Source organism: Mesorhizobium sp. RCAM 06353 (assembly GCF_059683585.1).
Map to the genome: position 1 here is coordinate 3,111,380 of NZ_CM185031.1, position 14,483 is coordinate 3,125,862.

The 14,483-nt window shown below is 60.9% G+C and carries 11 protein-coding genes; 8 read left to right on the plus strand and 3 right to left on the minus strand.

The annotated features are described in order from the left end of the window. Window positions 1-69: 69 nt before the first annotated feature. Together AC56QX_RS14875 and AC56QX_RS14880 are read right to left on the minus strand one after the other, a co-directional pair. Window positions 70-831 carry a polysaccharide deacetylase family protein gene (locus tag AC56QX_RS14875; protein ID WP_497116951.1) on the minus strand — a complete coding sequence of 254 codons (762 nt, stop codon included), beginning with the start codon at window positions 829-831 and terminating at the stop codon, window positions 70-72. Further along, entirely contained in the window at window positions 828-1,916 is a 1,089-nt protein-coding gene (locus tag AC56QX_RS14880) for a glycosyltransferase family 4 protein (protein WP_497116952.1), read from the minus strand. Before AC56QX_RS14880 ends, AC56QX_RS14875 begins: the two co-directional genes overlap by 4 nt. 74 nt (window positions 1,917-1,990) lie before the next feature. Here AC56QX_RS14880 and AC56QX_RS14885 point away from each other — a divergent pair, with 74 nt between their 5' ends. The 8 genes from AC56QX_RS14885 to AC56QX_RS14920 all read left to right on the plus strand — a co-directional run bounded on the left by AC56QX_RS14885 (window position 1,991) and on the right by AC56QX_RS14920 (window position 12,971). Then, complete coding sequence (locus AC56QX_RS14885; protein WP_497116954.1) at window positions 1,991-3,172, plus strand: DUF3095 domain-containing protein; 1,182 nt, start codon at window positions 1,991-1,993, stop codon at window positions 3,170-3,172. Window positions 3,173-3,284: 112 nt separating this feature from the next. Continuing rightward, window positions 3,285-4,628: a nucleotide sugar dehydrogenase gene (locus AC56QX_RS14890; protein WP_497116956.1), complete on the plus strand. Its 1,344-nt coding sequence runs from the start codon at window positions 3,285-3,287 to the stop codon at window positions 4,626-4,628. A 265-nt stretch (window positions 4,629-4,893) separates the two neighbouring features. Next, entirely contained in the window at window positions 4,894-6,234 is a 1,341-nt protein-coding gene (locus AC56QX_RS14895; protein ID WP_497116958.1) for an adenylate/guanylate cyclase domain-containing protein, read from the plus strand. Window positions 6,235-6,374: 140 nt separating this feature from the next. Then, complete coding sequence (locus AC56QX_RS14900) at window positions 6,375-8,270, plus strand: ABC transporter ATP-binding protein (protein ID WP_497116960.1); 1,896 nt, start codon at window positions 6,375-6,377, stop codon at window positions 8,268-8,270. Beyond that, window positions 8,267-10,165 carry an ABC transporter substrate-binding protein gene (locus AC56QX_RS14905; RefSeq protein WP_497116962.1) on the plus strand — a complete coding sequence of 633 codons (1,899 nt, stop codon included), beginning with the start codon at window positions 8,267-8,269 and terminating at the stop codon, window positions 10,163-10,165. Before AC56QX_RS14900 ends, AC56QX_RS14905 begins: the two co-directional genes overlap by 4 nt. A gap of 2 nt (window positions 10,166-10,167) precedes the next feature. After that, window positions 10,168-11,166, plus strand: a complete 999-nt coding sequence (locus AC56QX_RS14910; protein ID WP_464614488.1) for an ABC transporter permease — start codon at window positions 10,168-10,170, stop codon at window positions 11,164-11,166. Then, the gene (locus AC56QX_RS14915; protein ID WP_497116964.1) at window positions 11,163-12,344 is read left to right on the plus strand and encodes an ABC transporter permease; all 1,182 of its coding nucleotides are present in this window, start codon (window positions 11,163-11,165) and stop codon (window positions 12,342-12,344) included. Before AC56QX_RS14910 ends, AC56QX_RS14915 begins: the two co-directional genes overlap by 4 nt. 147 nt (window positions 12,345-12,491) lie before the next feature. Next, window positions 12,492-12,971 carry a class I SAM-dependent methyltransferase gene (locus AC56QX_RS14920; RefSeq protein WP_497117762.1) on the plus strand — a complete coding sequence of 160 codons (480 nt, stop codon included), beginning with the start codon at window positions 12,492-12,494 and terminating at the stop codon, window positions 12,969-12,971. 31 nt (window positions 12,972-13,002) lie between these two features. Here the strand turns inward: AC56QX_RS14920 and AC56QX_RS14925 are convergent, their stop codons facing one another. Continuing rightward, the gene (locus tag AC56QX_RS14925) at window positions 13,003-14,418 is read right to left on the minus strand and encodes an adenylate/guanylate cyclase domain-containing protein (protein WP_497116965.1); all 1,416 of its coding nucleotides are present in this window, start codon (window positions 14,416-14,418) and stop codon (window positions 13,003-13,005) included. Window positions 14,419-14,483: the final 65 nt, after the last annotated feature.

Below are 14,483 nucleotides of genomic sequence, written 5' to 3' on the forward strand. Positions count from 1 at the left end.
TTGTTTGAGCATGATCTCAGGACAAACGGAAACCGTTTGTCCGAGAAAACCGGATTCCACTTTTCGGGATCATGCTCCAGCGACGCTGCGTTCAATCAATGTCCTGATCGGAAGCCATGCGCAGGCTTCTGCCCGTGCGGTGACCGTGAACAGCCGTTCGAGGAAAAGCCAAGCCGATTCATCATGGACGACATGGTGGGTGAGCAGGCCGACCGGTTCGCTGCCGTCGAATGCGTGCTGCAATTGCGCGACGATGGCCTGGACCAACAGGCCATGGTCGCGGCAGCCGCGCGTGCCGTGCCAATCCATGATGTCGACATTGCTGTTGATGACCGCCAAGGAAGCCGGCTTCGGCGGGCCAAAGACCGACAATGCCGCAAATCCTATCGATCCAAGGTCGGACACCAGGCCGGCGTCGATCCGGTTCCAGGGTGGCACCAGCATCGGAACGGCACGTGCGCCGTGCAGTCCGGTTATGTGCGACAGTCCGCGAGCCAGATCATCGAGCACCGCCTCGCGTGGCCGATGCGCACCGAGCTCCTGCTTTTTCTGGTCCTCGGGCGCATGATTTCGGTGCGCCCAGCCATGGATGGCGACCGTGGCATGCGGCGCCTCGTCAAGCCGCACGACAAGCTTCCCGTCGGTCTGCGCCGGAATGACGGCCAGAGTGACCGGAACCGCGAATTCGCCGGTGAGGTCGAGCAGTCGATCGAGCGCCGGCGTCGGATCCACGGCATCATCGTCGCGCAGCCAGAACTCCGCCTTGCGGCCCGCCCGTTGCAGGCGCGCCAGTTCTTCCACCAAGGGCTGCCAGATGGGATCGGATGTCATGAGACCGGGATCTTTTTGAGAAGTTCCGCCAGCCGCGCCGCTGCACCGCCGAGGGAGCGTTCCTCGAGGACGAAACGTCTGGCTTGTGCGGCCATGATGGTTCTTTCGTCGTTACGGGCCAGAAGCCTTGCAATGGCGGAAGCGAACGCCGCGACATCGCCCGGCGGCGTGAGAAACCCGGTCTGGCCATCCCGCACGACCTCCGGCACGCCGGCAATGTCTTGAGCCACCACCGGAAGGCCGGCGGCCTGTGCTTCAAGATAGGCAACGCCATAGGCCTCGCCATAACCCGGCCAGACGTAGATTCCCCCGGTGTAAAGGACATCCGGCACTGTGGCCGGCTCGATCGCGCCAAGCCATTCGATACGGTCGGCGGGCAAGCCGGCGAATTGCGCTTTGACCTCGTCGCGGGCAGGTCCGTCGCCGACCACCGACATGGTCCAGGGCAGGTGGCCGATCGAACCGAGCGCTTGCGCCAGCATGCGATAGCTTTCGACTTTGTCGCCGGGGCGCATCATGGCGATGGTAACGAGGCGCGTCGGACAACCCCGTGACGGCATTTCGCGGAATGCCGATGTGTCGATGAAGGGCGAAAGCATGCCGAAAGCGGCGCCGGGAATCGCATCTGTCAGCCCCTGGTGATCCCTTTGGGTGAAGCAGATATTCAGCGCCGCCTGTTCGATGGCTCGCGCCACCAACGCCTGGCTATCGGCCCACAAGCCGGCGTTGCGTCGCCTGGAATAGGAGGCTTCCGCTGTCACATAGGGGACAGCAAAGGTCGACGCCAGTTCGGGCCCGATCAAGTCGGGCGCCTTGTAATAGGGATGGTAGGTGAACCAGAGATCGGGCTTGCCGTCACGATGCCAAAGCTTGGTCAGCCGCGCGGCTTCGTCTGCGGCCACGATCTTGAGCGCATCGAAACTTTTCGGCTCCGGCTGCCGTAGATAGAAGCGCAACTCAGATGCCAGTTCGACGCTATGCCCTCCGTGCTCCAGCGCCTTGACCAGCATCCGTGCCATCTGGCGGTCGCCGGAGACGACGGGATGATTGGGTGACTTCAGCGGCGCGTAGAAGGCAATTCGCATCGCGTGACCCTATCATCGGAAAGCCTGCGCAAGTCAATTTCGAAGCACGATCGACTTCACCTTCAAGCGTTGGAATGTGCTATCTAATGCTCATGGAAACAGCTGTCGCGTCCGACCCGTTTGTCGGTTCCTTGCCAGTCTTCGCAAAGTTCGAAAGCGTTGCCGATATCGACAATTATCGGCCTCTGCCCGATGGCTGGGCGCTGGCCACCGCCGACATTGTCGGCTCGACCAAGGCGATCGAGGCGGGGCGCTATAAAACCGTCAATATGGCCGGCGCCAGCGTCATTTCGGCGCTGCTCAATGCGCTGGGCCGGCAAGATCTTCCCTATGTCTTCGGCGGCGACGGCGCACTCGTGGCGTTTCCCGGCTCGGCGCTTGAGATCGCCCGCAACGCGCTGGCTTCTGTCCAGAGATGGGTGGCGGACGAACTGGACCTGACCTTGCGTGCGGCAATCGTGCCGATAAAGGACATAAGAGCGCAAGGCTTCGATGTTCGCGTGGCGAGGTTCCAGGCCTCCGAAGCGGCCTTCTATGCCATGTTCGCCGGTGGTGGCGGCAGTTGGGCGGAAGCCGAGATGAAAGCCGGGCGCTACCGCATCGACCCTGCGCCGGCCGGCGCGCGGCCGGATCTGACCGGCCTCTCCTGCCGCTGGAACCCGATCGAAGCCCGGCACGGCGAAATCGTCTCGATCATAGCCATACCGGGGGCTTCGCGAGACTTGCGCGGTTTTCAGTTTCTTGCCTCCGACATCATCGCCCTTGCCGGCAGGCAGGAGCGTGATGGCCACCCGGTGCCGGTGGACGGGCCGGCCTACAGTCTGGTGCCCGCCGGCCTCGATGTTGAGGCGCGGGCCACGGCGCCGCCAGGGCGGCGGTGGCGGGTGAAGCTGTGGGTGATGTTCCTGATGACGCTTACGGCTGTCACCGATAGATTTGGCTGGACGATCGGCCGTTTCGATCCGAAGGTCTACAAACGCGAGGTGGCCAGCAATTCGGATTTCCGCAAGTTCGACGACGGCTTGAAGATGACCATCGATGTTGACGCGGATGTCTTACACCGGATCGAGAACCGGCTGAAACAGGCGGAAGAGGCGGGCATTTGCAGCTATGGCCTGCACCGCCAGAGGTCGGCCTTGATGACCTGCCTCGTCATCTCGCCGCTGCAGCCCGATCATGTTCATTTCATCGATGGCGCCGACGGCGGCTATGCGATGGCTGCCGCAAGCCTGAAGGCGAAGGCGCCGGTCCAATGACGGCTTGCGGAAATCGATTTTCGGCAATATGCCTCGGCCATGGTTCTTTGGGACCCGGTGAGCCTCGCCATGGGCGCGGGTAGTCTGTCCGAATTGACGGGAAAGCAGTTTTTTGGACGCCTCACGATCGACATATGACCGTCTTTTGAACCGGATTTCGACGCGCGCCGCGCAAGTCGGCGTGATCGGACTGGGCTATGTCGGGTTGCCGCTGTCGGTTGCGATCGCGCGCGCCGGCTTTCCGGTTTCCGGCTTCGACATCGAAACCCAGAAGGTCGAGAGCCTGAACAAGGGCCAATCCTACATCGAGGCGGTGACGTCGATGGCCCTTGCCGGCCATGTGGCGAGCGGACGGTTCCGCGCCACCGCCGATTTTTCCGAGCTGGCCGTCTGCGATGTCATCATCATCTGCGTTCCGACACCGCTGACCAAACACCGTGAGCCGGACCTCTCCTTTGTCAGGAACACGGCAGCCACCATCGCCAAGCATCTGCGTCTCGGCCAGCTGATCGTGCTGGAATCGACCACCTATCCCGGCACCACCGACGACGTGATCAAGCCCATACTGGAAGAAACCGGCTTGCAGTCGAAGACGGACTTCTTCCTCGGCTTCTCGCCCGAACGCGAGGATCCCGGCAATCGCAGCTTCGAAGTCGCGACGATCCCCAAGGTCGTGGCAGGCGACGGCGTTGAAGCAGCCACGCTCGTGCAGGCTTTCTACCAAAGCGTGGTCAAGACCGTCGTTCCGGTTTCCAGCACGGCGACCGCCGAGGCGGTCAAGCTGACGGAAAACATCTTCCGCTCGGTCAACATAGCCCTCGTCAACGAGTTGAAGGTCGTGCTCGGTGCGATGGGCATCGACATCTGGGAGGTGATCGAGGCGGCAAAGACCAAGCCCTTCGGCTATATGCCTTTCTATCCTGGCCCGGGACTTGGCGGGCACTGCGTCCCGATCGATCCCTTCTACCTGACGTGGAAGGCGCGCGAATACGAACTGCCGACCCGCTTCATCGAGCTGGCGGCGGAGATCAACACGGCCATGCCGCGTCATGTGGTCGATGAACTGGCGAAGGCACTGGACCGGCGCTGCGGCAAAGCGCTCAGCCGCTCGCGCATTCTCATCATCGGGCTAGCCTATAAGAAGAATGTGCCCGACATCCGCGAAAGCCCCTCACTGCGGCTCATAGAGCTCATCGAGGAATGGGGCGGCAAGGCGGAATTCCACGATCCGCATGTTACCGAGATCCCGACCACACGGGAGCACATGGCGATCAAAGGGCGCCGCTCGGTCGAATTGACCGAGACGGCCTTGAAGGATTTCGATGCCGTGGTCGTTGCAACCGACCACGACGCGATCGACTATCAGGCGATCGCGGATCACGCCCTTCTGATCGTCGACACACGCAATGTTTTCGGCCGCCTCGGGCCGGCCCGAGAGACGGTGGTGAAGGCCTGACAGCGTCTGAGCCGGCGAATTTTTTTGCCCGATGTCAGGATCGTGATTGCACTCCGCCGGCAGCTTCGCCACATAAGGCCTCACAGGACATAGAAGCAGTTACGCCCGCTCCTTGGTTGCAAGGATAGTCATCCGGGAAATTCCTTGCCGCATGCCGCCGAAGCCGGCCCCGTTGACGTCGGGGCTTTATCTTTGGGTCGTCGGCGGACTGTGTTATGGCGGATCAAAGGACAATGGCTCCGTCCTCAATGGGTTTCGAGATAGAATGAGCACAGCGCAAGCAGAAATTTCCACCACTCTCATGGATAAGGTTGCCGATTGGCTGAACCAATCGGCGCTGGCGGGCAGCGACCTGGAAACATTGGTAAAAGGCTTTTGCGAACGGCTGGCTGCCGCCGGCCTGCCGCTGAAGCGGGTGCATTTGAGCTTTTCGATGCTGCATCCGCTTTATGACGCGCTTGGCTTCACCTGGTTTCGCGGCCGGGGCATAGAAGTGGAAGGCTTCCGAGCCGAGCCCGGCGGGCCGTCCGACAGATTCCTGACCAGTCCATACTACCATCTGATCAACAACAAGCTCGATCATCTGCGACGCCGGATCGATCCGTCATTGCCGCCGGAGTTTCCTATTTTCGAGGAACTCAGGCTTATCGGCGTCACCGACTACATGGCCTTCGTCCATCCCTTCAGCGGCAACCCCAGTCAGGGCATGATTGGGTCCTGGTCCACCGACAGTGCTGCAGGCTTCAGCGACAGCATGATTTCGGCGCTGCTGCGCATCCAGAGCCATCTCGCTATTGCAACCAAGATGGCGGTGCTCACCAAGCTCGCCGACAACATGATGACCACTTATCTCGGCGGCGACGCTGGCAGGCGCGTGCTGGACGGCCAGATCAAGCGCGGCGAGGGCGATACAATCCGAGCCGCGCTGGTCATGGGCGATATGCGTGGATCGTCGAGGCTTGCCGAAACCTCCGGCCGCGAAATCTATATCGATACGCTGAACCAGTTTTTCGACGCCGTTGCCGCACCTTTCAATCGCAAAGGCGGGCAGATCATGAGTTTCATCGGGGATGGCTTCATTGCCGTCTACCCTTGCGAAAGACACCGCTCGCAGTCCGAGGTCGCCTGCCAGGCTGCTCTTGCGGCCGCGCACAAAGCCACCGCGCGCATGATGGATCTCAATCTGCGCAGGAAGGAGCAAGGGTTGGGCGACATACAATTTGGTATCGGCCTGCATGTCGGCAATGTGATGTTCGGCAATGTCGGGCTTACCGACCGGCTCACATTCTCTGCCTTCGGCTCGGCTGTAAACGAGGTCCAGCGCCTCCAGACCCTGACCAAGAAATATCCGCACAGCGTACTCGCCAGCAAAGAGTTCGCCGGTTATTGCGGCGCCAACAGCTGGCTGACGCTGGGCAATGAGGAACTGGCGGGCATCAAGCAGAAGCTGACGGTGCTTGCCCCCGATCTGTCGGGTGCTCTCGCACTCGATGAAGACGCTGCGCTGGAGCCGATTCACGACCGAAGATCGGACGCCGAACAGGTCATGCTGCTTCATCGCGACGCCGCCCGACTGTCGGCGGGCGACCCGAGGAAGCTCCAGTAACTGCACGATCTGATCCAAAACGCCGTGGCATGTCGCCGGTTCCGCGAGGAACAGGCGAACTCGTTTCGAATCCAAGTTGCTCTAGGCTGGCAATGCGCTAGTCTCGCTTTCTGGACTGCCAGAGTGGGGCTGGTGTGAGAATGAATTCGGGTGTTGATCTGCTGCGTATCGAGGATGTTGGCATCTCTTTTGCCATTATCGGGGGACCGTTGCATGCCGTCAGGCGTGCAAGTCTTCGCGTGCTGCCAGGCAAGGTTACCGCGCTTGTGGGCGAGTCAGGTTCCGGAAAATCGGTTCTGAGCCAGGCAGTGATGGGCATTTTGCCGAACACGGCCCATGTTCGCGGCCGTATCCTGTTTTCCGATCCTAAAAAGCCCGGCACGACGCAGGATATCCTGCAGATGCCGCGTGATGGACCCGAAATCCGGGCGTTGAGAGGCAGCCGCATCGGCAAGATCTTTCAGGAGCCTATGACATCGCTGTCGCCGCTGCACACGATCGGCAACCAGGTCAGCGAATCCCTACAGATTCATACGCCCATGGCTCGGGCGGAGCGCAAGGCGCGGACCGAGGAAATGCTCAGCCTTGTCGGCTTTCCCAATCCCAAGCGCGCCTATGACATGTATCCGTTTGAACTTTCGGGAGGATTGCGTCAGCGCGCCATGATCGCCATGGCGCTTATCTGCCGGCCCGCCTTGTTGATCGCCGACGAACCGACGACGGCGTTGGACGTCACCATCCAGGCGCAAATCCTGCAATTGCTGCGCGGGCTTCAGACCAAGCTGAACATGGCGATGCTGCTGATCACCCACGACCTCGGCGTGGTCGCCAATGTCGCCGATGAGGTGGTGGTCATGTACCATGGCGAGATCATGGAAGCGGGACCTGTCGAGGCAATATTCCGCCGGCCAGGTCACCCTTACCTGAAGGGCCTGATGGCAGCCGTTCCGCATTTCGACCTGAAGCCTGGCGAAAGGCTAAAGGCTCTCCGCGAGGTACCGGTTAATGTCGGGAACCTGCTCGGCAAGCAGACGGCGCCGGCATCGAAGGGGCCGGACGACATCCTGCTGTCGGTCAAGGATCTGACAAAGACCTTCACCATCCGCAAGTCCGGTTGGTTCGGCGGGGATCATCAAACCTCTGTTCGCGCCGTGGACGGCGTGAGCTTCGATATCAGGCGGGGTGAGTGCCTTGGTCTGGTCGGTGAAAGCGGCTCCGGCAAGACCACCGTCAGCAAGATCCTTATGCGGGCTGTCACCCCTAGCGGCGGCTCTGTGATCTTCAACGGCCGCAATGGACCGATCGACGTCTTGGAAAGCGAGGGAGACGCCCTGCACCTGCTGCGCGCGAAAATCCAGATGGTCTTTCAGGATCCGGTTTCTTCGCTTTCACCTCGCATGACTGTGGAGAATATCTTGAGCGAGCCGCTGGAAATCCATCGACGTGGCAATGCCACGTCCCGACTCGCCACGGTCAAGAGCCTGATGCAGGCAATCGGGCTCGATCCGCGCTTCATCAAGCGTTATCCGCACAGTTTCTCCGGCGGGCAGCGTCAGCGTATCGGCATCGCGCGCGCGTTGGCGCTGGGGCCTGAACTCCTGATCTGCGACGAGCCGGTTTCGGCGCTCGATGTCTCTGTCCAGGCGCAGATCCTGAACCTTCTGAAGGACCTGCAGAAGGAACTGGGCCTGACCTATCTGTTCATATCCCACAACCTGGCGGTGGTGGACTACATGGCCGACCGCATCGCGGTGATGTGCGGCGGGCGTATCGTCGAGCTTGCGCCGCGCGAAATCCTGCTTAGGAAACCGATCCACCCCTACACGCGCTCACTGGTCGCCGCGGTACCTTTCCCCGATCTCGACAGGCCGATGGATTTCAAGACGCTGAAGCTCAGCGGCGCTTCCGACACCACCGCATGGGGACCCCAATTCCGCGACGAGGGCGAAGAGGATGTGCTGTCGCCGCTCGATCTTGGCGGCGGCCACCTCGTGCTGGCCCGACGTTCGGCCGATGTCAGCGAGCTACGCCATTGATCAGGCGGCGCACCGTCCTTGGCCTCATAGCTTCGGCATTTCTGCCGGGCACGTTGCGTGCCGGCGATCTGGAGCCGGAATTTCTTCAGCCGCAGTTGAAGGCCAGGGCGCTGCCGGCGCTCGCCGAACGCCTGCCCAAGAGCCCGCGCGCGTTGAATCTCGCTGCGATGGGCCGGCAGCCCGGTCAGTATGGCGGCACGCTGCGCACGATCATCGGCAGCCAGAAAGATATCCGGATGATGACGATCTATGGGTATGCTCGCCTGGTCGGCTATGATGAAAAGCTTAACCTGCAACCCGACATTCTCGAAAGTTTCGACGTAGCGAATGATCGCGTCTTCACTTTCAAGATACGGGAAGGACATAAATGGTCTGACGGTAGCCTGCTGACGCCGGAGGATTTTCGCTATTGCTGGGAAGATGTCTGGCTGAACGATGAGCTTTCGCAAGGCGGGCTCGCCCCGGCCCTGCTGGCGGACGGCAAGCAGCCACGCTTCGACATCGTCGATCCGTCGACGGTCCGCTATAGTTGGGATGCGCCCAATCCCGACTTCCTGCCCAAGCTCGCTGCTGCTTCGCCGCTATCGCTTGTTCTGCCGGCCGCCTATCTCAAGCAGTTCCACAAAAAATACCAGGATCCATTCCGGCTCGCCGGCCTGATGAAGGAGTACCGCGCCAAGAAATGGACGCTCTTGCATATCCGCATGTCGCGGCAGTATCGCCCGGAGAACCCGGAGCTGCCGACGCTGGATCCCTGGCAGAACCGGACCAAGCCGCCGGCTGAGCAGTTCGTCTTCGAGCGCAACCCATTCTTTCATCGAATAGACGAAAATGGCCGGCAACTCCCCTATGTTGACCGGATTGTCATGAATGTCAGCTCGTCGGCGATCATCTCGGCCAAGACCGGTGCGGGCGAGAGCGACCTGCAATGCATGGGAATTGACTTCGCCGATTACTCCTTCCTGAAGGACGCGGAGAAGCGCTACCCGGTGAAGATGCATCTGTGGAAACGCACACAGGGCTCGCGGCTGGCGCTGCTGCCCAATCTGAATTGCGCCGACCAGGTGTGGCGTGGCCTCTTCCGTGACGTGCGCGTGCGCCGGGCACTTTCGCTCGCTGTGGACAGGCGCGAGATCAACATGGCCGTGTTCTACGGATTGGCGCAGGAAAGTGCCGATACGGTCCTGCCGGAGAGCCCGCTCTACCGGCCGGAATTCGCGAAAGCCTGGGTCGCCCATGATCCCGACAAGGCCAATGCGCTGCTCGACGAGGTCGGGCTTCAGAGGCGTGACGATGACGGTTTGCGGATACTTCCCGACGGACGCCCGGCGCAGGTCATCGTGGAAACGGCCGGCGAAAGCACCCTGGAAACCGACGCGCTCGAACTCATCACCGATCACTGGCGCAAGATCGGCATTGCCCTGTTCATCCGGACTTCGCAGCGAGACATCTTCCGCAGCCGCGCGCTTGGCGGCGAGATCATGATGTCGATGTGGTCGGGCATCGATAATGGCGTGCCGACCGCCGACATGAACCCGTACCAGCTGGCCCCCACCATCGATGACCAGCTGCAGTGGCCGCTCTGGGGCGCGCACTATCTGTCCCATGGCAAGATGGGTGAGGCGCCCGATCTTCCTGAAGTGGTCGAGCTGATGGCATTGCTCAAGCGCTGGAACGGATCGACCGGAGCCACAGAGCGCGCCGAAATCTGGAATTCGATGCTGTCGATCTACACCGATCAGGTGTTTTCGATCGGCACGGTGAACGCAACGTATCAGCCGATTCTGGTGTCCTCACGGCTGCGCAACCTGCCTGACAAGGCGCTCTACGGCTACGACCCGACTGCCTATTTCGGTGTCTATATGCCGGATACATTCTGGCTTGGAGAGACCTGAGCGTGCTTCGATATATTGTCTGGCGCATCGCCGTGATGGTTCCAACGCTGCTGGTCATATCGGCGCTGGTGTTCACGATCATCGAACTTCCGCCAGGCGACTATTTCGACAGCTATGTTGCCGAGCTTCGAGCCCAGGGCGAAGCGGTGGATTCCGATCGCATCCAGATGATGCGCAAGGAATATGGTTTCGACCAGCCGCCGGTCATTCGCTACTTCTACTGGGTCGGCGGGATGCTGCACGGCGATTTCGGCTATTCCTTCGAATATGAGCTGCCGGTTCGCGACGTCGTCGGGGACCGAATGTGGCTGACCGTGCTGGTTTCCTTCGTCACGATCATCGTCACCTGGCTCATCGCGTTTCCGATCGGCATGTACTCCGCCACGCACCAATACAGCTGGGGCGACTACGGCCTGACGTTCTTGGGCCTTCTCGGCCTTGCCATTCCGAACTTCATGCTGGCCCTGATCCTGATGTATTTCGCCAACATCTGGTTCGGCACGTCCATCGGCCATCTCATGGACCAGCAATATCTCGGCGAGCCTATGAGCTGGGACAAGGCGAAGTCGATCCTCGCCCATCTCTGGATTCCGGTCTTGATCATCGGCACCGGGGGCACGGCAAGCATGATCCGGCGGCTGCGCGCCAATCTGCTCGACGAGCTACATAAACAGTATGTCGTGACCGCGCGCGCCAAAGGCCTTCATCCCTTCAAGGCGCTGGTCAAGTATCCGCTGCGCATGGCGCTGAATTTCTTCATCTCCGACATCGGCTCTATCCTGCCGGCCATTATCTCCGGCGCCGAAATCACCGCGATCGTGCTGTCCTTGGAAACGACCGGGCCGATGCTGATCAGGGCGCTGCAGAGCCAGGACATGTATCTGGCGGGGTCGTTCCTGATGTTCCTTGCCTTTCTGACGGTCATCGGTGTCCTGATTTCCGACCTGGCGCTGGCGCTGCTTGATCCACGAATTCGCTTGCAAGGCGGCAGCACCAAATGAGCACGCTTTCGCCGCTGCCCGCTCCGGGTGCTCCGCTGCAACATTACGTTTCCACCGCGCCCTTTGACCTGGAGTCGGTCGAGGCGATGACGCCGGAGCAATCGAAGGTCTATCAGGCGTCGCAGTTGCGGCTGATGTGGTGGAAATTCCGAAGGCACCGGCTTGCCGTTGTATCCGGCATACTCCTGGCGGCGCTTTATTTCGGGATATTGATCTGCGAGTTCCTGGCGCCCTACAATCTGCACACGCGCAACATGGACTACATCTATTCGCCGCCGCAGCGGGTGCACCTGTTCCACAACGGCCAGTTCGTCGGGCCATTCGTCTATGGCCGCCACATGACGCTGGATATGGACACGCTCAAGCGAAACTACATCGAGGAACAGGATGATGTTCAGCGGATCCGTTTCTTCTGCAAGGGCGACGGTTACCGGTTCTGGGGCCTCATCGAAGGTGACAGGCATTTTGTCTGCCCGGCCGAAAATGGCCAGCTCTTTCTGGCTGGCACCGACAGGCTGGGGCGCGATGTGCTCTCGCGCATCATCTATGGCGCACGCATCTCACTGACAATCGGCCTCGTCGGCATCAGTTTCAGCTTTGTGCTCGGCATTGTCATCGGCGGACTGGCGGGCTATCACGGCGGTATCTTCGACCTGATCGTTCAACGGATAATCGAAGTTCTGCAATCGATCCCCAGCATTCCGCTGTGGCTGGCTCTGGCGGCGATCATGCCGATAACCTGGAGCCCGATCCTGATCTATTTCGGTATCACCGTCATTCTCGGGCTGATCCACTGGACCGGACTGGCGCGGGCCGTGCGTTCAAAGCTTCTAGCCTTGCGCGAGGAGGATTACGTTCTGGCCGCGCAATTGATGGGCGCCAGCAGCAGCCGCATTATAGGGCGTCACCTCATTCCTGGCTTCATGTCGCATCTGATCGCGACGGCGACGATCTCCATTCCCGGCATGATCCTGGGCGAGACGGCGCTGAGCTTCCTCGGGCTCGGCCTGAGGGCGCCGACAACCAGCTGGGGCATCCTGCTCACCGAGGCACGCAGCGTCAGCGTGATCGCGTTCTATCCATGGCTGCTTTTGCCGATGCTCCCAGTCATTCTCGTCATCATGGCGTTCAACTTCCTCGGCGACGGCTTGCGGGACGCCGCGGACCCCTACAAGTGAGATTGCTATTCCGCCGCGCGGCCTGCCGACGACTCCACCCGGTATGACGCTTGTCGGCGGCCGGTTGCGTTATTGCAAGGTTCGTCGTACGCCTCTATATGCGGCAAGCCTCGATCGGGGCTGCTGGTTCAGGACATACAATCGCATATGAGTCGCCTCGATAATTTCATCAGCAGGATGACCGCGCAGCGCGACATTCTCAATCAAATCTGCCCCGAGGTGGCGAAGATGGAAGGGCTTGTGCTAGAGCTCGGCCTCGGCAATGGCCGGACGTTCCACCATCTGCGTGAGCGCCTGCCCGGACGCCGGATCGTGGTGTTCGACCGCGAAGTTGGCGCACACACCAGCTCAATTCCCGAAGCTGAAAACCTCGTGCTCGGCGAGATACGCGAGACGGCGAGGCGGTTCATCGGCATCGATGCCGCTCTTGTTCATGCCGACATCGGCACCGGCTATGAAGATCGCGATGCAGTGACCTCTACCTGGCTTCCCGATCTGATTGCGCGCATGCTTCGCGTCGGCGGCTTCGCGGTCAGCGGCACACCGCTCGATCACCCGCAGTTGCAACGCCTCCCGCCGCCGACTTCGGAGCCCGCCGATCGTTATTTTCTCTCCAGGCGCGTGTGAGGGTGAAGACGGGTCTTCAGGGACCAAGTTTTCAAGGGATCGTATATACTGCGATCTCCCGCTCAATGCCGCGCAGCGAGACCTCGTGGGGCACGGGCGTCAACGCGTTCCTGCGCAACAGATCGGCGGTGAGATTGTCTTCGACCACCGCACGCGTGGCGAAGATTGCTTGTGCGTTGGCTAGGTTCTGGACCCGCGAAGCAATGTTGACCGTCTGGCCGAAATAGTCCTGTCGCTCGTTCATGGACACGGCGATGCAGGGGCCGGCATGGACTCCGATCTTGAGCAGCAGATCCTCGCGCCCGCTCTTGTCGTTCAGCGCACGCATGGCATCGCGCATCCTGAGGGCCGCAGCAATCGCACGGTCAGGCGTCGCGAAGGTCGCCATCACCGCATCACCGATCGTCTTCACCACCGCGCCTGCCTCCGCCGCGACGATCTCATGCAGAACCTGGAAATGCTCGCGTACGAGATCGAAGGCCGAAAGGTCGCCCACCCGCTCGTAAAGCGCGGTCGATCCGCGCAGGTCGGTGAACAGGAAGGTCAGGCTGGTGATCTTCAGACGCTGGTTGATGTCGAGCGTGTCCGCGCGATAGAGGTCGCGAAACGTCTGGTTGGTGAGCAGGCGCTTGGCGGTGAGGAAGGGGCGGCGTTTGCCCAGGAGATCATGCAATGCCTTGCCGGCGATGAAGACCGTCGGCAGCACGCGGGTGTCGGTCCTGTTTTCCAGCGAAATGCGCAGCGGGCCGGGCTGCATCTCCAGCGTCTGGTTTTGGACATGGTCGCGGTCGAAGACCAAAGACAGGCTTCGGCGCTCCTTTGTTGGTTCGCCCTTCACGTCGATGAACTGCGCTGAATGGGTGACCGGCTCGAAGACAATGATGAATTCGGACGGAAGCTGTATGGGCAGGACCGCCTTTTCACCGGGCGCAAGCTCGAGATCCTCGAGCGAGAAGGATTCGATCGTTTTCGCGAAATCCTCGTCCGGCAGATCGACGCCGGACGCCCAGTAGATCTGGCGGAAATATTCCATCAACGGCAATTCGTGTGGATTGTGGGCCGCAATCCTGCGCATGCGGGGACTGACGGTGAATGTCACCTCGACCATCTCGTCGAGGGTCGGCGAATAGCCCTCGGAGCACAGCGCGCAGGTGTATTCGTCCTTCTGCAAGGTTTTCAGCGTGGCGTTGGTATCGAGCACGCCGCCACAGCCGGGGCACAGAACATTCCAGGAAATGTCGAAGATGCCCACCCGCGCCGCATGGAGAAAGGCGCCTATGGCGCGCTCCTCGTCGAGGCCATGCTTGTTGGCGAAGGCCGGCACATTGATGCGGCAAAGCTCGCGATCCTCGCCCTCGGCGATGGTTCGCTTGATCGCGTCGATTGCGCGTGGATCGACATCGGTCGATTGCCGCAGAAGCGAGAACAGATCCTGTGCTTCGTTCATCGTGCAGGCTCCGGAAAATGCGCCTCCCGAGGCGTGTTGACTGGACCGCTCCTTGGTCCGAGTCT

Excerpts from the sequence above, each read along its gene's own strand:
- AC56QX_RS14925 (WP_497116965.1), bottom strand. The coding sequence starts at position 14,418 with ATGAACGAAGCACAGGATCTGTTCTCGCTTCTGCGGCAATCGACCGAT.
- AC56QX_RS14895 (WP_497116958.1), top strand. The coding sequence starts at position 4,894 with ATGAGCACAGCGCAAGCAGAAATTTCCACCACTCTCATGGATAAGGTT.
- AC56QX_RS14885 (WP_497116954.1), top strand. The coding sequence starts at position 1,991 with ATGTGCTATCTAATGCTCATGGAAACAGCTGTCGCGTCCGACCCGTTT.
- AC56QX_RS14875 (WP_497116951.1), bottom strand. The coding sequence starts at position 831 with ATGACATCCGATCCCATCTGGCAGCCCTTGGTGGAAGAACTGGCGCGC.
- AC56QX_RS14880 (WP_497116952.1), bottom strand. The coding sequence starts at position 1,916 with ATGCGAATTGCCTTCTACGCGCCGCTGAAGTCACCCAATCATCCCGTC.
- AC56QX_RS14915 (WP_497116964.1), top strand. The coding sequence starts at position 11,163 with ATGAGCACGCTTTCGCCGCTGCCCGCTCCGGGTGCTCCGCTGCAACAT.
- AC56QX_RS14900 (WP_497116960.1), top strand. The coding sequence starts at position 6,375 with ATGAATTCGGGTGTTGATCTGCTGCGTATCGAGGATGTTGGCATCTCT.
- AC56QX_RS14920 (WP_497117762.1), top strand. The coding sequence starts at position 12,492 with ATGAGTCGCCTCGATAATTTCATCAGCAGGATGACCGCGCAGCGCGAC.